Source organism: Sphingomonas sp. CV7422, from assembly GCF_027945725.1.
GTDB lineage: Bacteria > Pseudomonadota > Alphaproteobacteria > Sphingomonadales > Sphingomonadaceae > Sphingomonas > Sphingomonas kyungheensis.
On sequence record NZ_CP115901.1, the window covers coordinates 21,754 to 42,420 of the forward strand.

The window sequence follows — 20,667 nt, forward strand, 5'->3', positions numbered from 1 at the left end:
GACAGCGAAATCATCCGGCATAGAGCACCGCCTCATCCGCGGGTGCGACGCGGCCCCAGCCCTGGCGGACGAGCTGCTCGATCTGCCCCATCGCCTCGTCGAGATTGGCGCGGCTGCGCTTGTGGGTCTTGGCGGTGCCGATCGGCTTGTCGAGTTCGTAGACGGTCATCATCCGCATCGCCGCGTGGCTGATCTCCGCCGATTCGAGGATCGGCACCGGCAGCAGCGCCGGGCCGAAGCTCTGCTCCATGATCGCGCGAACCATCGCATGGCTCGGGTCATTGCCGTCGAACTTCGAACAGATCAGCCGCACGAAGCTGTAATCGACCGCGATCCCCGCGCCGGCGAGCTGCTGGAGCACCTGATCCATCATCGACAGGAACTGCACCGTCGAGCAGAAATCGGGCGTCGTCGCGGCGAGCGGGACGAGCAGGGCATTGGCCGCCTGCATCACCGCGAGGCTGATCGTGCCGAGCGCGGGCGGCGGATCGAGCAGCACCACGTCATAATGGCCGGCAAGCTCGATCAGCCCCTTCTTGAGCTTGCGGAACCGCGCCGCCAGCACCGAGCCGCCGTCGCTTCCCGCCGCGGCGAGTTCATATTCGACGTCGAACAGTTCGAGGTTGGACGGAATCAGATCGACATTGGGCCAGGGCGTCGGCTTGACCGCATAATCGAGGTCGCTCTGCGTCGGGTCGATCGACAGATAGGGGTAGAGCGTCTCTTCGCGGGTGATGTTGAAATGCGGGTTGAAGCCGAACAGCGTCGTCGTCGTCGCCTGGCTGTCGCAATCGACGACGAGCACGCGATAGCCCTGGACCGCGAAATAATGCGCGAGATGCGTGGTGACGGTCGACTTGCCGACGCCGCCCTTGAAATTCTGCACCGCGATCACCGCCGGCACGTCGCTGTCCCCCCGCGCCGGCGAGGCGCCGAGGACTTGCCGCATATGGAGCAGCTCGCCGACGGTATAGCCGAGCCGCCGGCCATTGTCCGCGGCGGGGGCGGGGGGCAGGCGGCCGTCCTCCTCCGCCATGCGGATGCGGTTGGTCGAACAGCCGAGCAATTGCGCCGCCTCGGCGATGCCGAAGCGGACGTTGAGCCCCTTGCGGCTTTCGGGAAGGAAGGCCTTGCGGCGCAGGCGTTCGATCATCCGTTCGCCGGCATCGGCGAGATCGCCAATCTGCGTGACGATTGCATTCATGGCGCGGTCCGATCAGCGGTTTGAAGCTTGACGGCCGCTGTATGTCACGACGAGATTCAATCGGGCAAGCGGTTTTGCGGAAGCCTCCGATGTTGAAGCGTATCCGGCACGATGCCGGGTGGTTCGGGGGCCGCACGGGGATACCGGATCTGCTTTGTCGAGCGGATGCCGCACGAGCCGGCATGATGCAGGCTCGATCCACCCCCATTCAGCGGGCGACCAGCGTCGTGTCAGCCGGCACCGATATTCCCGCGCAGGCGAGACCTCTGCGAAAGTAGCAACCTGACCTGCTTACGTACCACCCCGGCGCCGGCCGGGGTCCAGTTGGTGAAGCCCTGCAGTTGGTTACAACGGCCTCCCAACTGGGCCCCGGCCTGCGCCGGGGCGGTTTCGAAACTGTCGCAAAGGTCTCGCGCAGGCGGGAATCCCCTGGCCAAGCAGAGCATCGACGCCGGCAAGAGCATCGGGCTCCCGCCTGCGCTGGAACAGTTCGATAGGTCGGACGGATGTTGATCTCATCCGGCCGACACGCGGCCGGACCAAACCGAATGGCTTCCCGCGCCCTTCCCGCGCCGCTCCCGCGTCAGGCGACGTCGGCGTCGGAAACGATCTGCGGCTTGAGCGCCATGATCCGGCGGACCTGCTCGGCATCGGCGAGCGTCCGCGACGGCTTGCCGATCAGATAGCCCTGGATCGCGCCGCAGCCCTCGCGCGCGACGATCGACAGTTGCGCGGGCTGCTCCACCCCTTCGGCGAGCACCGGCATGTTGAGCGTCGTGCCGAGCGCCGCGACCGAGCGCAGGATCGACACCGCCTGTTCGCTCGTCTCGATCTCGGCGACGAACGAGGCGTCGAGCTTGATCCGGTCGAACGGAAAGGCGCGCAGCACGTCGAGCGACGAATAGCCGACGCCGAAATCGTCGAGCGCGATGGCGATGCCCATCGCCTTCAGCCGGGCGAGCTGTTCGAGCGCGAAGCGGCGATCGTGGATGATCGCGCTTTCGGTGAGTTCGAGCGACAGCCGCTCGGGCGGCAGGCCGCTGTCCGCCAGCGCCGACGACACCGTCTCGATCAGCCGCGGGTCGGCGAGGTGGATCGGCGACAGATTGACCGCGACCTTGTGCCGGTTGGGCCACAGCGCCGCCTCGAAACACGCCTGGCGCAGGATCCAGATGCTGAGCGGGACGATATCGCCGCTCTTCTCCGCGAGCGGTATGAACTCGCTCGGCGGCACCATGCCACGGACCGGGTGATGCCAGCGGACCAGCGCCTCATAGCCGGCGATCTCCCCCGACGGGATCGTCGCCTGGACCTGATAATGGAGTTCGAACGCCGAGGCGTCGATCGCGGTGCGCAGGTCGGCGATCAGCTCGCGCCGCTCGCGCACCGCATCGTCCATCTGGCTGTCGTAGAAACACGGTTCGTTCGAATGCGCCGACTTGGCGCGATACATGGCGAGGTCCGCCTTGGCGAGCATCGCATCGGCGTCGAACCCGTCGTGCACCGCCAGCGCGACGCCGATATTGGCGCCGATCGCGGCGCTGAACCGGTCGAAGTCGAAGGTCGCGGTACAGCCCTGCAGCCGGGCGAGGAAGTCGTGCAGCGCATCGGGCGTATGATAGGAGACGACCGCGGCGAATTCGTCGCCGCCCAGTCGCGCGATACATTCGCCGGGCTGGAGCATCGCCGCCATCCGCGCCGCCAGCGCGACGAGCAACTGGTCGCCGGCCTGATGGCCATAGGTGTCGTTGACGACCTTGAAGCGCGACAGGTCCATCATGATCACCGCCATGCACGGATAGCCGTCCCGGATCCGGAAGCGGCGTTCGAGCTCTTCGATGAAGCTGGTGCGATTGGGCAGATCGGTGAGGCCGTCGTGCATCGCCATCCGGCGCAGCCGGCGATAGGCCTCGGTCTGGGTATGGCCGTCGAGCAGCGCGCTGATCGCGGCGCAGCCGACGATGATGCCGGTGGCGACGGTGGTGGTGACCGCGAGCGCGACCATCGTCAGGTCGGACAGGCCGGCGCCGAGCCGCAGCACCGCGATGTGCATCGCCGCCATGCCGGTGAAATGCAGCGCGGCGACCGCCAGCGCGAGCAGGCCGACCGCGGTGGCGTTGCGCCCGGACCGACGCCCGTTGAGCACCTGGAACGCCGCGGCGGCGATGCCGCTCGACAGCACGACCGAGGCGGCGACATAGCGCCAGTCCCAGGTGACGATGCCGTCGACGCGATAGGCGGCCATGCCGACATAATGCATCGTCGACACGCCGGCGCCGATCATCGCGCCGCCCGCGGCGCCCGCCCAGCGCCGGCGCCGCGCCGCGATCGCCAGCCCGGGGATCGCGAGCGCGATCACGGCGAGCAGCGAGGCGAGCGTCAGCAGCGGATCGAGCACCACCGGGGCGGAGGCGCGGAACGCCATCATCGCGACGAAATGCGTCGCCCAGACCATCGTCCCGGTGCCGACCGCCGCCAGCACGATCCAGCCGAAGCGGCTGTAGCCGACGCTGGCGGTGATCCGGTGGAACAGCTGCACCGTCGCGGCCGAGCCGATCACGCAGATCAGCAGCGCGAGCAGGACGAGGCGCAGGTCATGCTCCTGCCCGATGCACAGAGCGACGCGGATCATGCCGCCGCTCCGCGGCGCAGCAGGTCGAGCCGGTTTTCCATCGCGGTCGACGCCTGGCGGGCGAGACCGACCAGATAGGCCTTCTGGTCGGCCGAGGCGGGCGCGCGGCGCTTGGTGTCGAGCACGCAGAGCGCGCCGACGTCGATGCCGCTCACCCGGCGCAGCGGCGCGCCGATATAGTAACGGACATGCGGTTCGCCGGTGACCACCGGCAGGTGGGCGAAGCGCGGATCTTGTTCGGGATCGTGCGTCTCGAACACGTCGGGGCGGTCGAGCGTGAAGCTGCAGAAGCCGCTGTCGCGCGGGATACAGTCGATGACGAGGCCGTGGCCGGCCTTGAACCATTGCTGGTCGTCATGGATCAGCGACATCAGCGCGATCGGCGCGTCGAACGCGCGCGCGGCGGCGGCGACGAACCGGTCGAACGCCGGTTCGCGCTCCGAGCCGAGGATGTCGAGTTCGCGGACCGCCTGTGCGCGTTTGCGTTCCCGCCAGAGATTGAGCAGCATGCGACCCTGTCACCGTATACGTTTCCGCCCTTCATCCCTCAGAAGGATTAAGGAAGAATGTCAGGGCTGTAGCGATCGTCTTCGTCAGGCGGGCGTGGGCCGGCGCATCAGCAGCCGGCGCCAGCGTCCGCGTTTCGCCGCGACGGCGGGGGCGAGCAGCGCCGGGTAGAGCCGCACGACGAGGTCGCCGTCGCCCGGCGTCGTCGCATGTTCGGCGCCGAGAAACGCCAGCTCGCCGCCCTGCCGGACGAGCGCGACCGGCCAGCCCTCGTCGGCCGCGGCGGCCGGGGAGGGGGCATCGCGATAGGGTTCGACGACCAGCGACGCGCCCGCCTCCATCAGGTCGGCGAGCCGCTGGAAGGTCATGTCCTCGCCGATGACGATCTTGCCGCGCCAGTCGCGCGCCGCCTCGTGCCGCGTGCCGGCGCCCTCGGTGGCGAGCTGATGGACGCGCTCGCGCCCGAGTTCGGGGGCGAAGCGCGTGCAGACCAGCGCGTTATAGGCATCGTCCGGGGTCGCGGCGAGCATCTGTTCGACGTCGCGCAGGTCGACCACCTCCTCGCCGATCACCGACAGGATCTCGACGCGCAGGGTGCTGAGCCCGGCGAGCCGCGCCGCCTTGAGCGCCAGCGCCGACCGGTCGACGAGGATGACCGGCACGCCGGCGCCGTGCAGCGCCTCGCCGAGCCGCACCGTCCAGCGCGACGCGCCGACGATCAGCAGCCCGCCGCGCCCGCCGCTGGCGAGCTGCAACCGCCGGGCGAGCGGCGCCAGCGACAGGCCGTGGAGCAGTACCGTCGAGGCGATCACCGCGAAGACCAGGGGCAGGACGAGCCGCGCGTCGGGATAGCCCGCCTCGGCGAGCCGTTCGCCCGCGACGCCGGCGATCGCCGCGGCGACGACGCCGCGCGGCCCGATCCAGCCGACCAGCAGCCGCTCGCGCCAGCTCGCCTTCGCGCCGATCGTCGCCAGCCAGATCGCCAGCGGCCGCACGACGAACAGGATGACCAGCGTCGTCATCGCGATCGGCCAGCTCAGCATCGCGATCGTCGCCGGATCGATATTGGCGGTGAGCAGGATGAACAGGCCGGAGACGAGGAAGACGGTGAGCGATTCCTTGAACCGGCGCAGCTCCTGGAGGCCGGTGACGTCGATGTTGGCGAGGACGACGCCGAACAGCGTCGCGCCGACGAGGCCGGTCTCCGGCTGGATTGCCTCGCCCGCCGCATAGACGCCGAGCGCGCCGGCGAGCAGGATCGGCGTCTTGAGATATTCGGGTGCGAGGTCGCGCGCGAACAGCGTACGGATGCCGAACGGCACGACCAGCCCGAGCGCCGCGGCGAGTCCCGCGCCGAGCGCGGTATGCCAGGCGAGATGGAGGATCGCCGCGCTGCCGCTCATCGTCGTCGACAGAGTGAGATAGCTCAGCACGAGCAGCGTCAGCGTCGCGCCGATCGGATCGTTGACGATCGCCTCCCAGCGCAGGAAGGCCGCGGCGCGCGGTTCGAGCCGCGCCTGGCGGAGCAGCGGCATGATCACCGTCGGTCCGGTGACGACGAGGATCGCGCCGACGAGGATCGCCACCGGCCATGACAGGCCGGCGACCCAGTGACCGGCGAGCGTCCCCATCAGCCAGTTGAGCGGCAGCGCCACCGCGACGAGGCGGACGATCCCCGATCCCGCCGAGCGCAGCTCGCGCAGGTTGAGGTTGAGCCCGCCTTCGAAGACGATGATCGCCACCGCCATGCCGATCGCCGGCCGCATCACCTCGCCGAGCGCGGCGGACGGCCGGATGATGCCGCCGACCGGCCCGAGCAGCGCGCCGATCACCAGCAGCGGGATGATCGCCGGCACGCTCAGCTTCCAGCCGAGCCACTGGCCGAACACGCCGGCGACGGCGATGCCGACGACGAGCAGCAAAATGGTCTGTTCCACAACCGTCCCCCGGGGCGGAAGGTCGCCGCCCGACATGCACAAGCTGCGACGGCGAGGAACGTTGCGCTATAGCGTGCCGATCAGCGACGATGGCGTCAGCTCCGGCGCGACGACGACGAGGTCATAGCGGTGGACCGCGTCACGCCACGCCGGGCTTGGCAGCGGGGAGGCGGTCGTGCGCAGGCGCCGCAGGTCGATCAGCGTCCAGTCGCCTGTCCGGGTGTCGGCAGCGGAGGGCAGCGCCGGCGCCAGCCATGCGTAATCGGCATCGTCGGTCAGCACGAAAGGCTGGTGGCGGACCTGCCGGCCGACGCCCCCGTAGAGCGCGCGGACGCCGCGCGCGCCATAGACGGCGATATGGAGCGCACCGACGCCCTCTTCCCTGGCGTGTTCGGCGACGAAATCGCCGAGGTCGCGTTGCCCGAGCGCATTGATGCCCTTGCCCATATGGACGGCGCCGAATTTGAACAGCAGCCGGGGCGGCCGCGGCCGGGCGGCGAGATAGCGGAGCAGCGTCCGCTGCATCAGCCGCGCACGCCGGAAATTGGAGGCGCGGCCGTCCTCTTCCTGCCTCAGGTAGATGGCACGCGTCTCGCACAGCGCGTCGAACAGCGCCGCGACGTGCGCGCCCCCGTCGTGGAGGATCGCCGCATCGGTCTCGGCGAGTTGCCGGTCGTCGACATGATAGAGGAACAGGTCACCGGCCGCGCCGCTCGCGACCGCCCGGCGCGTCGCGGCACGGTCGGCAGCGGCGAGCCGCGCGATCGCCGCGCGCGCGATCGGCCCCGGCCGTGCGGCGCGCATCTGCTCGAACAGATAGCCCGGCGCGCCGAGAAACTCCTGGTCGAGGCCCCAGAGCTGAAAGTCCGGCCCGGCGAGCGCGGCGCAGGCGGCGGCCATATCGCTTTCGTCGCGGCCATTCTGGAAGGCGAAGGCATCGGGATGCGCGGTGAGGACGGCAGCGAGACGCGCGAGGCGATCGCCGCGCCGCAAATGGGCGTCGACCAGCCGCGCCGCTTCCGGCCCGATCTCGACCGCAAGCGCGTCGAGGCCGTCCGGCACCATCAGCCGACAGATGCCGAGGGTGAAGGCGGGGATCTCACGCGACAGATGATCCTCGCCGATCAGCACGTAGCGCGCGCTGCTAATCGCCTCGGCCAGGATCGCCGCCCCCGCGCCGTGCAGCCCCGCCGCATCGACCCGCAGCGTGGCGCGCGCCGCGTCCAGACCGACTGGTACCGCGTCCTCCTGCGCCGGGCCGGACGGGATCGTCACCGGCTGCATCCTCCCACTGATGGCCTGCATGTGTTATATTCGCGTAACACACCGGTCAAGTCAGGGGGGCGGATTTGCGCCACCCCGCCGGCGCGACGGCGGATTGCGGCAAATGGTTGCTGGCGCTTTAACGATGCGGGCGAGGGGGCTACAGGCAAGGAGCGGCAGACGGAGAGGCCCCTTGAACGACGAATTCGCCGAAGCCGTGGCCGGGACGCTGGCAGCCCAGGGGTTCGTGCTCGAAAACCTCTATGCGCTGCTGCTCGCCGGTGACCCCGATCCGGTCGCCGCCTGCCACGCCACCGCGCAGCATATGTTGCGGGACTTCGGCAGTCTCCGGCCGACCGGCGTCCAGACGATGAGCCACGCCGAGATCGAGCGGATCCGCCAGCATGCGCTCGACCGGCTGACCCGATTCTGGAACGGCGTCGAACGCCGGCTGACCGACCTGCCGCAGGACTGACCACGCGCGCCTCTCCGGCGCGTGCGACCGGCGGCGCTCCGGACCAAAGCCGATACGGATGATGGACAAAAGGGGTACGGGACGGGTAGCGCGCGCCGATGGCAGCGTTGATGTTCCTCCTGATCGCGATCCTTCTGGCCTTCGTCGGCGGCAACGGGCCGGGCTGGCTGGTCGCGATCGTCGTCACCGCGACCGCGGCGGGGATCACCCTGCCGGATCTCGACAGCCGCCTGCGGCTCGGGCACCGCAGCGCGCTGCTGCACGGCATCCTGCCCCCGGCGCTGGCGCTGCTCGATCAGCGGACCTGGGGGATCGCCGCGGGGCTCGGCTTCGGGATCGGCTGCCATCTCGTCGCCGATCTGTTTCCCGGCCGGATGCGCGGCTTCGCGACGATCAAGCTGCCGCTCTGGGGCGCGATCGGCGCGGGCTGGTCGTATCTGTGGATCATCGCCAACGCCGCGGGGACGTTGCTGGGCGGCCTGGTCGTGCTGCGCCGCATCGCCGACGGACGCGCGATGGCCGGCGCGCTGGCCGGTGCCGGCATCGTCGGCGTCGCCTATCTGCTGCGCGCGGAGGGCGGCTGGCGGGCGCTGCTGATGCTCGCGCTGCTCGGCTGGCTGGCGACCCGCTAGCCGCCGCGGCTCACTCGCCGGCGCGCGACTGGTCGCGCCAGTCCTTGCCGTAGTTGAAGACATGTTCGCGCGCCGCGCGCGTGTTCGACTTGGACGCCAGCCCCAGCGCACCGATGACGCCGCTCGTGATCAGAACCAAAGCCATGTCGTCGTCTTTCCACTCGCCCGCCGGGACCAGCGCCGCTGCGGCGCCCGTCTTCCCGTCGGCATCCCCGGGTCCTACCCGCATCGGGCCGGTCCGGTCCAACGCAGAGTCGCGATGGCTGTCATCGAATTCCTGCGTGACGCCGGCGCCCGGCGCCGCGCGCCCGCTGGCGGCGCAAGGGCGTTGAAGCCGGCCGCGCGACTTTCTACGGGCAACGATCCTTTCGGCCGCTGCGCCCCCGGCGGCACGACAGAGGTGGAGGATATCGGGTCGCCGTGAATTATCGTCATTCCTTCCACGCCGGCAACAGCGCCGATGTCGTCAAGCACAGCCTGCTGATCGCGCTGGTCCGCGCGCTGCAGCTCAAGCCGGGGGCGCTGACGCTGATCGACACCCATGCCGGCTGCGGCCTGTACGATCTCGCCGGCGACGCGGCGCAGCGCACCGGCGAGGCAACGCAGGGCGTGCTGCGCGCGCTCGCCGCGGCGGACCCGTTGCTCGACGCGTATCGCGCCGTCGTCCAGGCGGTGAACGACACGGCCGAGCCGCGCTTCTATCCCGGTTCGCCAAGGCTGCTCGCGCAGCTGCTGCGACCGCAGGACGTGCTGATCCTCAACGAGAAACATCCCGAGGACGCCGAGACGCTGCGCCGCGTGATGCGCGACATCGCGGCGGTGCACCGGCGCGACGCCTACGAATTCTGGCTGGCGATGCTGCCGACGCGCACGCCGCGCGGCCTGGTGGTGGTCGATCCGCCCTATGAGCAGACCGACGAGCGCGAGCGGATCACCGCGACGCTCGCCGCGGCGCAGCGCAAATGGGCGCATGGCGTGACGATGATCTGGTTTCCGCTCAAGGACCGCGCGACGCATGCGCGCTGGACGGCGCAGCTGCGCCGGCTCGGCCTTCCCAAGCTGCTGCACGTCGCGCACTGGCTGTACGACGCGGAACAGCCCGGCCTCTACAACGGCGCGGGGCTGTTCATCGTCAACCCGCCCTATGCCTTCACCCAGCCGCTGCCGCCGCTGCTCGCGGCACTGCGCGCGGCGCTCGCGCCGGACGGGCACGACGGCACGCTCACCGCGGAATGGCTGGGGTGAGCGCATTCCCCGCGCCCAGCGCCCCGCCGCGGCGCACCCGCGGCGGGGCGTGTCGTCAGAAGCGCAGCCGCGCGCCGGCGTTGACGCGGCGATAGGTCAGGTTGCGGTTGATGAAGCGCGATTCCACGCCGCCATAGATCAGGCTGTCGGCGTCGGTCAGGTTGGTGATGTCGGCGAACAGCTGCAACGTCGGGTTGGAATTGTAGCGCAGCGCGACGTCGACCTGGCCGTAGGCGGCGTGGATCTGGTCGACGCCGGGGCCGCCCCAGTCGCACGCCATCGTCCAGCGCGAACGCCAATTGTACGACACGCGCGCCTCGAGCCGGCCATTGTCGTAGAAGCCGCTGGCATTGTACGCATCGGGCGAGATGCGGGTGAAGCCGCAGGCGCCCGGCTGATCGAGCAGACGCGGCCGGACATGCGTGTAATTGGCACTCGCCGAAGCCGGACAGCCAGCCGAACCGCGCGTCGAGCGTATATTGCGCCGTCACCTCCACGCCGTCGACGCGCCCGCGCGACTGGTTCACCGTCTGGGTGATGAAGACGCGCTCGGGCGCGATCGGCAGGCTCGCCGCGATGGTATGCGACTGGAAGAGGTTGGTGAGCTCTTTGCGGAAGCCGGCGACCGAGAGGTAGCTGACCTTCGACAGATACCATTCGAGCGACAGGTCGTAATGGGTCGCGAACTGGGGTTTCAGCGCCGGATTGCCAAGGCCAAGCGTCAGCCGCCCCGGCTCCCTGCCCCAATATTGGCCATAGCGCAGATCGTTGAGATCCGCGCGGGTCAGCGCGCGGCCGATCGCGCCGCGCAGCATCAGGTCGTCGGTGAGGTCCAGCGCGGCATTGGCCGAGGGCAGCACGGCGGTGTAATGCGCATCCTGCGCCTGCGGACCGGCGGGCGTATAGCTGAACACGTATTGTGTGCCGCCCGGCGGCAGCGTGATCGCGCTCACCGTCGATCCATAGCCGTGCGACACCGTGTCGACATGAACGATCCGCACGCCGACATCGCCCGACAAGGCCCCGTGCGCCAGCGTCGGGTCGACGAAGCCCGCTGCGACGCGTTCGCGCGTCGAGAAGCTCGCGCCGGGATCGAAGACGAGCGCGAGCGGGCCACCGGGGATCTGCAGATCGGACTGGATCAGCGTGCAATTGCCGGTACAGCGCGTGGTGCTATCGGCACCCGTCGTCGGCAGATAGCTGGCGCTATACTGGCCGCGGCGGTTGAGCTGGTCGGGGCGCGACATCCAGGCGATCAGCGTGCGCGGATCGTAACCGAAGAACTGGCGGCTCGGCGGCTGCACCGCGCCGCGCAGGAAGTCGCGCCCCAGCGTCATCGGCCGCAGCAGCGCCGGATCGACCGGGAAGGTCAGCGTGTCATAGGGATCGGACCGCGAACTGACGTTATCCTGCCCCTTGCTGCGGTCCTGGTAATCGGCGCCGAGGCTGATCCCGGTCAGCCCGCTCGTACCATGGTGCCAGCGGCCGACGAGCTGCGCCTCGGTCAGCCTGTCGTCGACCGTCTGGCCCCAATTGCCCGCATAGCCGAAGCGGATCCGGGCGGGGTCGGTGAACATCGTGTCGCTGGTCGCGATCTGCGGACTGGCGTGGGCGAGCGCATAGCTGACGTCGTTGGCGGCGTAATTGCCGATCAGCACATAGGGATCGAAGCGCTTGTCGCCCTTGGCGCGGCCGCGCGACAGATCGGCGGTGACGGTGATCGTCGCGGCGGGCCGCCACAGCGCATTGACGCCGACGTCATAGCTTTCGGCGAGCCGGTCGCGCGCGCGGATCACCGACAGGTTCTGCGGCTGCGCCACCGTTCGCCCGGCAAGCACCGCGGCGACCGCAGGAACGCCTGACCCGGATAGGTGCCGGCAGTGACGATGCCCTGCCGGTCGACGACCGGGTCGATGATCGTATTGCCGAAGACGAGGTTGACGATCGAATCGTCGATCCGCTGGTCGAGCCGCGTGTAGAAGCCGTCGACGCTGAGCGTCAGCGACGCCGCGGGCTTGTACTGGATCGCGATGCTGCCGAACGTCCGCTTGGTGCCGCCGCCATAGGTGCCGTAGCTCGCCTGGCGCGGTCCCGCGAGCCGCTCGGTCGTCGCCACCGGCGCGGTGGCGGAGCCGCGGATGACGTTGAAGTCGGCATCGTCCCACTGGCTGATGCGCGCGTAATCGCCCGAGGCGCGCATGTCGACGTAGGAGCCGGCGACGAGCATGCCGAACGTCTGCGCCGGATTGACCCAGGCATAGAGGCCGCTGACATTGGGGCGGACGTTATGGACGCGCTCGGCGAGCATGCCGCTGACCGACAGCGCGCCATAGGTCTTGCCGATGGTCAGCGGGCGCGGCGTCAGGATGTCGACGGTGGCGCCGATGCCGCCTTCTGTCAGGCCGGGCAGCATCGTCTTGTTGACGTCGATCCGCGCGATCATGTCGGCGGGCAGCACGTCGAAGTTGAAGCTGCGTCCGCGGCCGCCGCCATCCGCCGGTGTCCGAGGGCAGGGTGCGGCCGTTGAGCAGCACGTTGGTGAAGTCCGGGCCGGGTCCGCGCGCCGCGATCTGCTGGCCGAGGCCGAGGCCGGAGTCGCGCACCACCTGTACCCCGGGTACGCGTTGCAGCGATTCGGCGATGTTGGTCTCCGGGAATTTGCCGGCATCCTCGGCGGAGATGCTGTCGATGACGTTGGCGGCCCGCCGCTTGGCCGACAGTGCCGAGGCGAGGCTGGCGCGGATGCCGGTGACGACGATGTCGTGCGTCTCGCCGTCGTCCGGCGCCGGCGTCGCCGCGCCCGCCGCTGGCTGCTGCGCCACCGCCGTCGCCGGCGCGAGCGTCGATGCGCCCGCCAGCACCGTCCACCATGGCGTCGTCTTCATGTCCGTCCCCCTCTGTGTTGATTGTGTGCTCGGACTGCCGTGCGGCGGGTCAGACCTGGATGCGCACCGGCGCGCCGCGCTGGCCGAAGCCGATCGGCTGCACCGCGATGGTCGCCGCGCCGGTCCCCGCCGGCAGCGCGGTCGGGCTGTAGAAGGCGCTGCCGTCGATCCGCCCGATCCAGTCGCGGCGGCCGTCGTCGGTGTGGCGGACGATGTCGTACCGCCACGAGGCGATCCGTGGGGCAAGCGGCACGGTCGAGCGGACATAGACCGCATCGCCGTCGCGGTCCGGCGCATAGGCCATCAACCGTTGGAAAGCGTCGCCCGGCTGGGGCAGCAGCGGCAGCACGGGGGCGACCGCAGCGGTCGCCGCGCTGATCGCCGGCTCGGCTGCGGCGGCATGGGCCGTCGCGGTGGCATCGCTGCTGTCCGGCGCATTGCGCTCACCACATCCCGCCAGCATCGCACCGATCGACGCTGCGGACAGCAAGCTGAGGCCGTCGACGACCAATTGCCGGCGCGAGGGCGCCGCGGAGTCGCCCGGTGCGGCGACCGGATCCGCCTCGTTCGGCACCGGTGATTGCAGTTGATCCATCCGTCCCCTCCCGCCGGTCGTTGCCGGGCTGTGCGATGACGCGTCGTCGGATCGGCTCCGCCACCTGTATGGGGAGATCATAGAGAAAGTTCGGACCACATCGCGCAATGGCCATAAAATGGTTACATGGGTCGCGCTTCTTCAAATGGATCAGACACTTGTCGTCGTCTTCGGAGAGGCGGCGTCCGTCTTGCCAAGGACTTGCATGCAGCACGGGCTGTCGATCGTGGGATCGCTGCGGACCGGTTGGCGGTGCCATGCCGACCAATCCCGCTTCCGCCGCATATCGCCGGCAGCGCCCGGATGCGGCGTGACGCCGCTACAATGAGCGCAGGTGATTGGCGGAAGGCAGACGGCATGCGGACGACGAGCGGTATCGGGGGCATGGCGAGGGCCGGGGTCGGTCGTCAGGATACCGCTACCATGCGCCCCGGCGCACCGCGCAGGCACGCCCCGGTGACGGGGGCAGGCGCGTGACCGCGTTCACCAATCTGTCGATCGCCAGGAAGCTGATCGTCTGTTTCGCGATCCTGCTCGCGGTCGTGATCGGCACCGAGGTCGTGATCTATGGCCGGTCCAACGTGGTCAAGGCGTCGATCGCGCATAACGTCCACAGCGACGCGGTGCTGGTCACGCTCGGTCGGGTGAGCGGGGAGATCGTCAGCCAGCAATCCGCCTTCCGCGGCTATCTGCTGGCGGGCGACGCGTCGTTCCTCGACACCTACCGGCAGCGCGGGCGCGACTTTGCCGCCGCGCTGGACGAGGCGCGCCGGCTGCTGGCGGACAATCCGCGGCAGGAGGCGCGGCTCGACCAGGTCCGGCGGCTCGCCGACGACTGGCACGATCATGTCGTCGAGCCCGCGATCGGCCGGATGGCCGACGGGCAGACGATCGATGCGGTGCGGCGGATCACGCTGCAAAGCCCGGGCCGTGCGCTGATGGACCGGCTTAACGCCGAATTCGACGCCATCCAGGCCGAGGAGAACCGGCTGCAGGTGATGCGCCGGGCCGAGCAGACGGCGGCGATGACCACCATCGTGCGGGTGCGGATGATCTGCTTGATCCTCGTCATCCTGATCGCGATCGCCGCGGCGGTCGGCATGAGCCGGACGATCGCCGATCCGGTGCGCGCGGTCGCCGACCAGCTCGGCACGCTCGTCACCCCCGTCGCGGTCGCGCGCCGCGACGAGGTCGGCCGGATGCAGGGCAGCGCGCAGGCGGTCGAGGCGGCGTTCCGCGACGTGTCGCGGGTGATCGCCGCGATCGCCGCGGGCGATCTGTCGGCGACGCTCGAACGCGATTACGGCGGCCTCGGCAGCGAACTCGGCCAGTCGCTCGCGCTGATGGTGCAGCGGCTCAACACCGTCGTCGGCGGCACGCACGGCACCGCGCAACAGGTCGCCGCGGTCGGCCAGCATCTGGCGTCCTCCGCCGATCAGATGAGCCAGGGCGTCACCGAACAGGCCGCGGCCGCCGAACAGGCCTCCGCCGCGATGGAGGAGATGGCCGCCAACATCAAACAGAATGCCGACAATGCGCGCACCACCGAGACGATCGCGCGCCAGTCGGTCGAGGCGGCGGAGCGCAGCGGCGCGGCGGTGAGCCATGCCGTCACCGCGATGCGCACGATCACCGACAAGATCGGCTTCGTCCAGGAACTGGCGCGGCAGACCGATCTGCTCGCGCTCAACGCCGCGGTCGAGGCGGCGCGCGCGGGCGATCACGGCCGGGGCTTCGCCGTCGTCGCCGCGGAGGTGCGCAAGCTCGCCGAACGCAGCCAGGCCGCCGCGGCGGACATCTCGGCGGTGTCGGGCGATACGGTCGGCGCGGCGGCCGAGGCGGGGACGATGCTGACGCGACTGGTGCCCGAGATCCGCCGCACCGCCGAACTGATCGCCGAGATCAGCGCCGCCTGTCGCGAACAGGATGTCGGCGCCGGTCAGGTCAGCGAGGCGATCCAGCAGCTCGACGCGGTGACGCAGCAGAATGCCGCCGCGTCGGAGGCGATCGGCACGACCGCCGCGACGCTCGCCGATCAGGCGCTCGCCCTGCAGCGCGGCATCGCCTTCTTCCGCACCACCGCCGCGGCGTCCAATGCGGCGTCCGGCGCCGGCGCGGATGCCGCCCGGCCGCGGCCCGCGGTGGCGACGCCGCGCGCCGCACCGCGGCCGACGCCGCCCGCCGCACCGCAGCCGCCGGCGCTGCGCGGCGTCCGCACCGCCCGGCTGCTGACGCCGCAGCCGGGCCAGAAGGCGAACACGCCGCAGGTCCGCGGCTTCGCGCTCGACCTCACCGTCGGCGACGCCGATCCCGAGGATGCGGAATTCGAACGGATGTGAGGTGCGGCGGGTCGGCAGGGCGGGTCGCTCGGGGTGGTCGCTGATAGCGGCGGAACGGCGGCGGGCGCGTGACGACGGACGCTGCGGGCGGCCGCGCTCCGGCTCGGGGCGCGCGCGCTGAGGAGCGAAGCCGAAGCGGTGGTGCCAGACGGGCGAGCGCATCCGAGCGCATCAGACGCCGCCACGTCGGGAGTGGGCGTCAAGCCACCATCCGGACCGAACGCTCCACTTCCGCCCGGACCCGCCCCCTTCCCCCATCGTGCGCTAACCCGCAGCGGCGTTCGCCAGCGCTTTCTCTTCGATGACACAGACTGATAAGCGATTGACTCTGCCGCCAACCCGTTGTGTAAACACAACGATCCGGGTGGTCAGGGGTACGAGCGTACCGATGTACAACAGGATCGCCGTCTTCCGTGCCGAACATGGGCTGTCGCGCCGGCAGCTTGCCCAGGCCGTGGACGTCAATCCCCAGACGATCGGCTATCTCGAGCGCGGCGACTATAAGCCGAGCCTCGAATTGGCGCTCAAGGTCGCCGCGGTGTTCCACGTTCCCGTGGAGCTGATCTTTTCGCTCACCCCGTTCGAAGCAATAGGCACCAGCCTCCGGCGAATGGGAGTCGAACAATGAGCGACCGGCAGCACCGTTTCCTGGCCTGGCTCGATCGGTCGGTGATGTGGACCGGCGTGCCGGCCATGGCGGCGGGCACGCAGCGCAAGCGGCATCTGCGCTGGCCGCCCGTGGTGGCGCTGGTCCTGGCGAGTGGAGGATTGATCTGGTGCGTCACAAATCCGGCGCACAGCTACTGGATCGGCTCGGTGCTCATCATCGTCGGCTTCTCCATTGCCAATCTCATGCCGATCTGGGGCCCACTGCGCCGTTTCAGCGAACGGGCGGACGAATTCGAGCGCCAGCAGCGGCGCGACTCCCTTCTGGTCGGATTGACGACCGTGGCTCTGGCGGGGTTCGTCGGCATATGGCTCACCGTCAGCCTCATGGCGATGCAGATCTGGTCGGCTGCAGTCGCCCAGCAGGAACTGATCTCATTCGCTTTCTACATGATGGCGCTCTTCGGTGCCGTACCGACGCTTCACGCAAGCTGGCACACGCGACCGCTCGCCGACGAGGATGAGCGCTGCTAGTGACGGCACGACGGGGGGACGCCGATCGGCCCCCCGCCGCCAATCGGCCACGCCTTACAGATTCGCCTGTTCCGCCTCCGGCAGGTCGGCGTCGGGGCCGTAATAGAGCGTCGCGCAGTCCGCGGCGAGGCAGCCGCCCTCAATCGTAATGTCGTCGCGATAGGCGTCGGCGATGAAGGACAGGGTGTCGACGTGCCGCGCCTCGAAATACATCGGATGGACGTCGTCGCGGCCGGCGCCGTAGACGACGCGGCTGACCTTCGACCAGATCGACGCCATCGTGCACATGCCGCACGGCTGCAACGTCGAGTAGAGCGTCGCGCCGCGCAGCTCGAGATCGCCGATGCCTTCGCAGGCGCGGCGGATCGCCATCATCTCGGCATGCGCGGTGGCGTCGGGCAGTTCGTGCGTCTGGTTGCGCTCCGCCGCGATCACCACGCCGTCGCGCACGATCACGCAGCCGAGCGGCGAGGTCGACGGGTGCGAGCCCTTGGAGCGGGCGACCGCGATCGCCTCGCGCATCCAGGCTTCGTCCTCTTGGCTGATCATGGCGCTCCCCGGATGGCATGGCCGCCGCGCCGCGCCGCGGCGACGCGAGCGGGCCGCGACCGGCACGGCGGGAGAACGAGGCGTCGCGGCCGGCGTTCCGCCAACGGCGATGCGTCTTGATCCGGCTCAACCAGAAAAAGCTGCAATAGATCAATATCCTATGTGGCTGATCGGCGGAATCGCGCGTTGCACCCGCATCGAAACCTCCCCGGGCGCTGACCTCCACACCCACCGCCAGCGATGCGCCGCGGCTCTAGCGGATATGCGACGATGGATCAGCAGCAGGCCCCCTTGCTCGAGGCGCTGAAGCAGCTCGAGCGACATCCCATCCACGGCTTCGGCGCGCCCGGCCATCATCAGGGCGTCGCCGTGCCGAAGGAGGCGAAGGCGCTGCTCGGTGCCCGGCTGTTCGCGGCGGATGTCATCACGCCGAAGGGGCTCGACGACCGGACCGAGGGCGCACACGTCCTGCAACGCGCGCACGAGCTCGCCGCGGAGGCGTGGCAGGCGGATTTCTGCCGCTTCGTCACCGGCGGCTCGACGCAGAGCCTGCATACCGCGCTCGCCGCGATCGCGCGGCCCGGCGACACCGTGCTGTTCGCCGCCAACGTCCACAAGGCCGAGCGGGCGCATGCGCTCGCGGCCGGGCTCGATGCGGAGATCGTCCCCGTCCTGATCGATCCGCGATGGGATATCGAACATGGCGTCACGGCCGCCGATCTGCGCCGGGCGCTCGACGATCATCCGGCGGCCAAGGCGGTCGTCGTCGTCTCGCCGACCTATTATGGCGTGACCAGCGATATCGCGGCGCTCGCCGATCTGTGCCACGGGCGTGGCATCCCGCTGATCTGCGATGCCGCCTGGGGCGGCGCCTTCGCCTTTTGCGAGGCGCTGCCGGACGATCCGCTGACCAAGGGCGCGGATATCGCCGTCTATAGCCTGCACAAGACGATGGGCGCGCTGACGCAGGGGTCGGCGCTGCTCGCCAAGGGCGGGATCGTCGATCTCCAGCGGCTGTGGCTCGCCTATGAGCTGTTCGAGACGACCAGCCCGTCGGTGCCGATCCTCGCCAGCCTCGATGCGGTGCGCCGCGAGCATGCCACCAACGGCGAGGCGCTGTGGACGCCGGTCCTCGCGCTCGCCGACCGGCTGCGCGCGCAGCTCGCCGCGATCGACGGGCTGCGCGTCTTCACCGATGCCGACGTGCCGATCGACAGCGCGCTGGATGCGACCAAGGTGCTGATCGACGTCTCCGCCTGGGGCGTCACCGGCTATGCGCTCGACGACTGGCTGGTGGCGCGGCATCGGGTCAGCGTCGGCCTGTCCGATGCGCGGCATCTGCTCGCGGTGCTGTCGCTCGGCACGACGGCGCGCGACGTCCGCGCGCTGGTCAAGGGCCTGCGCGACGCCGCCAGGCAGATCGCGGCCGGGACCAGCGGCCTGCCGCCGGCGCCGGCGCAGCTGCCCGCGATCGGCACGCTGTCGGTGACGATGCAGGACGATCCCGCCGCGGCCTTCTTCGGCGCGACCGAGCTGGTGCCGATCGAGGCGGCGGCCGGGCGGGTGGCGGCGGAGATGATCGCGCCCGCGCCGCCCGGCGTGCCGCGGCTGGTGCCGGGTCAGCGGATCGAGCCGGCGCATGTCGCCTGGCTCGTCGCGCAGCGCGACGCGGGCGCCTTCTTCCTCGACCCGATCGATCCGAACCAGCGCCGGCTGCGCGTCGTCGCAACCGGCTGAGCGCGGGCGCTAGCGGCCGGCGCCGATCGGCGGCAGCGTCGCGGCGGTCCGCGCGATCTCGGCGCGCACGGCGGCGAGGCCGGCGAGAGTGTCGTCGCGGCTCTGCGCGCCGATCAGCGGATTATAGTCGCCGGCGCGCTCGCCCTGGCCGTCGAGCACGGCGAACCAGCTCGCCTCGCGGAACAGTTCGTCGCTCGTCAGCACGATCCGGCCCGAGCTGCGGAAATGGTCGAGCCGCTCGGCGAGCGTGTCGGGGATCGCCATCGTCTGGCGTTCGCGCCACATCGGCTCGGTGCGGCCCTGCGTCGCGCGATAATGGAGGATGAGGAAGTCGCGGATATCGTGCATGTCCTGCGCGAAGACGCGGTTGAACTGCCGCGCCAGCAGCGGCGAACAATCGGCGGCGGGGAAGAGCGACAGCAATTTGGCGATGCCGCTCTGGATGAGATGGATGCTGGTCGATTCGAGCGGTTCGAGAAAGCCCGAGGCGAGGCCGATCGCGACGACATTGCCGCGCCACGCCTGCCGGCGAAGCCCCGGCGTGAAGCGGATCAGCCGCGGCTCGGCGGTCGCCGGCCCGTCCATCCCGGCGAGCAGCGAGGCGCGCGCCGCCTCCTCGTCCTGGAAGCGGCTGGCGAAGACATAGCCGTTGCCGACGCGATGCTGGAGCGGGATGCGCCAGCGCCAGCCCGCCTCCGCCGCGGAGGCGCGGGTGAAGGGGGTGGGCCGCGGCTCGGGCGCGCTCGGTGCCGCCCAGGCGCGGTCGCAGGGCAGCCAGTGCGACCAGTCGTCATAGCCGACGCCGAGCGTCTCGCCGATCAGCAGCGCGCGCAGCCCCGAACAGTCGATGAACAGGTCGCCGGCGACGACCCGCCCGTCGTCGAGCGTCAGCGCCTCGACGAAGCCGCTGTCGCCATGGCGGGTGACCTGCGCGACCGTCCCGGCGATCCGCTGCGTGCCGCCGCGCTCGGCGAGGCCGCGCAGGTGACGCGCATAGAGGCCGGCGTCGAAATGATAGGCATAGCCCAGGGTCGACAACAGCGAGCGGCGGTCGGCGACGGGCCGCGCGAAGCGGCCGGCGCGGGCGATCTGCGCGGTGAGCGAATAGGCTTCGGTCGCGGCGGTATCGCCCTCGGCGCGGCCGCGGATCAGGCGGTGGAGGAACATCGCGCCGTCGCCCGCCGGGCCGAACGTGCCGAAGGGATGGAAATAGCGGCTGCCCGCGCCGGTCCAGCCGACGAACTCGATGCCGAGCTTCACCGTCGCCTTGGTCTCGGCCATGAACCGCGCCTCGTCGAGGCCGATGATCTGGTTGAACCAGTGGATGGTCGGGATCGTCGCCTCGCCGACGCCGATCGTGCCGATCGCCTCGGATTCGACCAGGGTGATCGTCACGTCCTGCCGGGCGAGCGCGCGCGACAGCGCCGCGGCGGTCATCCAGCCGGCGGTGCCGCCGCCCAGGATCACGATGCGGCGGATGCGCGGTGCGGTCATGACCTCAGCCTAATCCACCTCTCGAAGCAGCGC

At 70.1% G+C, this 20,667-nt stretch carries 18 protein-coding genes; 7 read left to right on the forward strand and 11 right to left on the reverse strand.

Translation table 11 applies throughout. The features are described from left to right. Nucleotides 1-10: 10 nt before the first annotated feature. The 5 genes from PBN85_RS17310 to PBN85_RS17330 form a co-directional block, all read right to left on the reverse strand. Complete coding sequence (locus tag PBN85_RS17310; RefSeq protein WP_037533784.1) at nucleotides 11-1,204, reverse strand: AAA family ATPase; 1,194 nt, start codon at nucleotides 1,202-1,204, stop codon at nucleotides 11-13. Between the two features lie 583 nt (nucleotides 1,205-1,787). Further along, nucleotides 1,788-3,836 (reverse strand): putative bifunctional diguanylate cyclase/phosphodiesterase, encoded by a 2,049-nt coding sequence (locus PBN85_RS17315; protein ID WP_271301015.1) that lies wholly within the window; start codon nucleotides 3,834-3,836, stop codon nucleotides 1,788-1,790. Next, complete coding sequence (locus PBN85_RS17320) at nucleotides 3,833-4,345, reverse strand: GAF domain-containing protein (RefSeq protein ID WP_271301016.1); 513 nt, start codon at nucleotides 4,343-4,345, stop codon at nucleotides 3,833-3,835. Before PBN85_RS17320 ends, PBN85_RS17315 begins: the two co-directional genes overlap by 4 nt. 84 nt (nucleotides 4,346-4,429) lie before the next feature. Further along, nucleotides 4,430-6,280, reverse strand: coding sequence for a cation:proton antiporter (locus PBN85_RS17325; RefSeq protein WP_271301017.1), 1,851 nt, complete (start codon nucleotides 6,278-6,280; stop codon nucleotides 4,430-4,432). Between the two features lie 66 nt (nucleotides 6,281-6,346). After that, on the reverse strand, nucleotides 6,347-7,555 hold the full coding sequence (locus tag PBN85_RS17330; RefSeq protein ID WP_271301018.1) for a hypothetical protein: 1,209 nt from the start codon (nucleotides 7,553-7,555) through the stop codon (nucleotides 6,347-6,349). Nucleotides 7,556-7,736: 181 nt separating this feature from the next. On the opposite strand from PBN85_RS17330, the gene PBN85_RS17335 reads away from it, so the two are divergent. Both PBN85_RS17335 and PBN85_RS17340 read left to right on the forward strand, forming a co-directional pair. Further along, nucleotides 7,737-8,018, forward strand: a complete 282-nt coding sequence (locus PBN85_RS17335; RefSeq protein ID WP_271301019.1) for a hypothetical protein — start codon at nucleotides 7,737-7,739, stop codon at nucleotides 8,016-8,018. A gap of 98 nt (nucleotides 8,019-8,116) precedes the next feature. Further along, a complete protein-coding gene (locus PBN85_RS17340; RefSeq protein WP_271301020.1) occupies nucleotides 8,117-8,650 on the forward strand; it encodes a hypothetical protein in 534 nt (177 codons plus the stop codon). Between the two features lie 10 nt (nucleotides 8,651-8,660). Here PBN85_RS17340 and PBN85_RS17345 read toward each other — a convergent pair whose 3' ends face one another. Continuing rightward, nucleotides 8,661-8,795, reverse strand: coding sequence for a hypothetical protein (locus PBN85_RS17345; RefSeq protein ID WP_271301021.1), 135 nt, complete (start codon nucleotides 8,793-8,795; stop codon nucleotides 8,661-8,663). A 275-nt stretch (nucleotides 8,796-9,070) separates the two neighbouring features. On the opposite strand from PBN85_RS17345, the gene PBN85_RS17350 reads away from it, so the two are divergent. Then, entirely contained in the window at nucleotides 9,071-9,895 is an 825-nt protein-coding gene (locus tag PBN85_RS17350; RefSeq protein WP_271301022.1) for a 23S rRNA (adenine(2030)-N(6))-methyltransferase RlmJ, read from the forward strand. Here PBN85_RS17350 and PBN85_RS17355 read toward each other — a convergent pair. From PBN85_RS17355 to PBN85_RS17365, 3 genes are all read right to left on the reverse strand, one after another. Beyond that, entirely contained in the window at nucleotides 9,793-11,715 is a 1,923-nt protein-coding gene (locus tag PBN85_RS17355) for a TonB-dependent receptor domain-containing protein (protein ID WP_271301023.1), read from the reverse strand. The genes PBN85_RS17350 and PBN85_RS17355 overlap by 103 nt on opposite strands. Nucleotides 11,716-12,180: 465 nt before the next feature. After that, nucleotides 12,181-12,780: a TonB-dependent receptor plug domain-containing protein gene (locus tag PBN85_RS17360; RefSeq protein ID WP_271301024.1), complete on the reverse strand. Its 600-nt coding sequence runs from the start codon at nucleotides 12,778-12,780 to the stop codon at nucleotides 12,181-12,183. A gap of 49 nt (nucleotides 12,781-12,829) precedes the next feature. Then, complete coding sequence (locus tag PBN85_RS17365; protein ID WP_271301025.1) at nucleotides 12,830-13,375, reverse strand: hypothetical protein; 546 nt, start codon at nucleotides 13,373-13,375, stop codon at nucleotides 12,830-12,832. Nucleotides 13,376-13,848: 473 nt separating this feature from the next. On the opposite strand from PBN85_RS17365, the gene PBN85_RS17370 reads away from it, so the two are divergent. The 3 genes from PBN85_RS17370 to PBN85_RS17380 all read left to right on the forward strand — a co-directional run bounded on the left by PBN85_RS17370 (nucleotide 13,849) and on the right by PBN85_RS17380 (nucleotide 16,854). After that, the gene (locus PBN85_RS17370; protein WP_271301026.1) at nucleotides 13,849-15,714 is read left to right on the forward strand and encodes a methyl-accepting chemotaxis protein; all 1,866 of its coding nucleotides are present in this window, start codon (nucleotides 13,849-13,851) and stop codon (nucleotides 15,712-15,714) included. 388 nt (nucleotides 15,715-16,102) lie between these two features. After that, nucleotides 16,103-16,342, forward strand: a complete 240-nt coding sequence (locus PBN85_RS17375; RefSeq protein WP_037533809.1) for a helix-turn-helix transcriptional regulator — start codon at nucleotides 16,103-16,105, stop codon at nucleotides 16,340-16,342. After that, nucleotides 16,339-16,854 carry a hypothetical protein gene (locus PBN85_RS17380; RefSeq protein ID WP_271301027.1) on the forward strand — a complete coding sequence of 172 codons (516 nt, stop codon included), beginning with the start codon at nucleotides 16,339-16,341 and terminating at the stop codon, nucleotides 16,852-16,854. The genes PBN85_RS17375 and PBN85_RS17380 overlap by 4 nt, the downstream gene beginning before the upstream one ends. Before the next feature lie 54 nt (nucleotides 16,855-16,908). Here PBN85_RS17380 and PBN85_RS17385 read toward each other — a convergent pair whose 3' ends face one another. Then, entirely contained in the window at nucleotides 16,909-17,403 is a 495-nt protein-coding gene (locus PBN85_RS17385; RefSeq protein ID WP_271301028.1) for a nucleoside deaminase, read from the reverse strand. A gap of 270 nt (nucleotides 17,404-17,673) precedes the next feature. Here PBN85_RS17385 and PBN85_RS17390 point away from each other — a divergent pair, with 270 nt between their 5' ends. Beyond that, nucleotides 17,674-19,140 carry an aminotransferase class I/II-fold pyridoxal phosphate-dependent enzyme gene (locus tag PBN85_RS17390; RefSeq protein ID WP_271301029.1) on the forward strand — a complete coding sequence of 489 codons (1,467 nt, stop codon included), beginning with the start codon at nucleotides 17,674-17,676 and terminating at the stop codon, nucleotides 19,138-19,140. A gap of 9 nt (nucleotides 19,141-19,149) precedes the next feature. Here PBN85_RS17390 and PBN85_RS17395 read toward each other — a convergent pair whose 3' ends face one another. Then, nucleotides 19,150-20,634: a tryptophan halogenase family protein gene (locus tag PBN85_RS17395; RefSeq protein WP_271301030.1), complete on the reverse strand. Its 1,485-nt coding sequence runs from the start codon at nucleotides 20,632-20,634 to the stop codon at nucleotides 19,150-19,152. Nucleotides 20,635-20,667 lie beyond the last annotated feature (33 nt).

Bases quoted from the DNA above. Each gene is read 5' to 3' on its own strand.
- PBN85_RS17310 (WP_037533784.1), bottom strand. From the start codon at position 1,204: ATGAATGCAATCGTCACGCAGATTGGCGATCTCGCCGATGCCGGCGAA.
- PBN85_RS17315 (WP_271301015.1), bottom strand. From the start codon at position 3,836: ATGATCCGCGTCGCTCTGTGCATCGGGCAGGAGCATGACCTGCGCCTC.
- PBN85_RS17320 (WP_271301016.1), bottom strand. From the start codon at position 4,345: ATGCTGCTCAATCTCTGGCGGGAACGCAAACGCGCACAGGCGGTCCGC.
- PBN85_RS17340 (WP_271301020.1), top strand. From the start codon at position 8,117: ATGGCAGCGTTGATGTTCCTCCTGATCGCGATCCTTCTGGCCTTCGTC.
- PBN85_RS17345 (WP_271301021.1), bottom strand. From the start codon at position 8,795: ATGGCTTTGGTTCTGATCACGAGCGGCGTCATCGGTGCGCTGGGGCTG.
- PBN85_RS17360 (WP_271301024.1), bottom strand. From the start codon at position 12,780: ATGAAGACGACGCCATGGTGGACGGTGCTGGCGGGCGCATCGACGCTC.
- PBN85_RS17365 (WP_271301025.1), bottom strand. From the start codon at position 13,375: ATGGATCAACTGCAATCACCGGTGCCGAACGAGGCGGATCCGGTCGCC.
- PBN85_RS17375 (WP_037533809.1), top strand. From the start codon at position 16,103: ATGTACAACAGGATCGCCGTCTTCCGTGCCGAACATGGGCTGTCGCGC.
- PBN85_RS17380 (WP_271301027.1), top strand. From the start codon at position 16,339: ATGAGCGACCGGCAGCACCGTTTCCTGGCCTGGCTCGATCGGTCGGTG.
- PBN85_RS17385 (WP_271301028.1), bottom strand. From the start codon at position 17,403: ATGATCAGCCAAGAGGACGAAGCCTGGATGCGCGAGGCGATCGCGGTC.
- PBN85_RS17390 (WP_271301029.1), top strand. From the start codon at position 17,674: ATGGATCAGCAGCAGGCCCCCTTGCTCGAGGCGCTGAAGCAGCTCGAG.
- PBN85_RS17395 (WP_271301030.1), bottom strand. From the start codon at position 20,634: ATGACCGCACCGCGCATCCGCCGCATCGTGATCCTGGGCGGCGGCACC.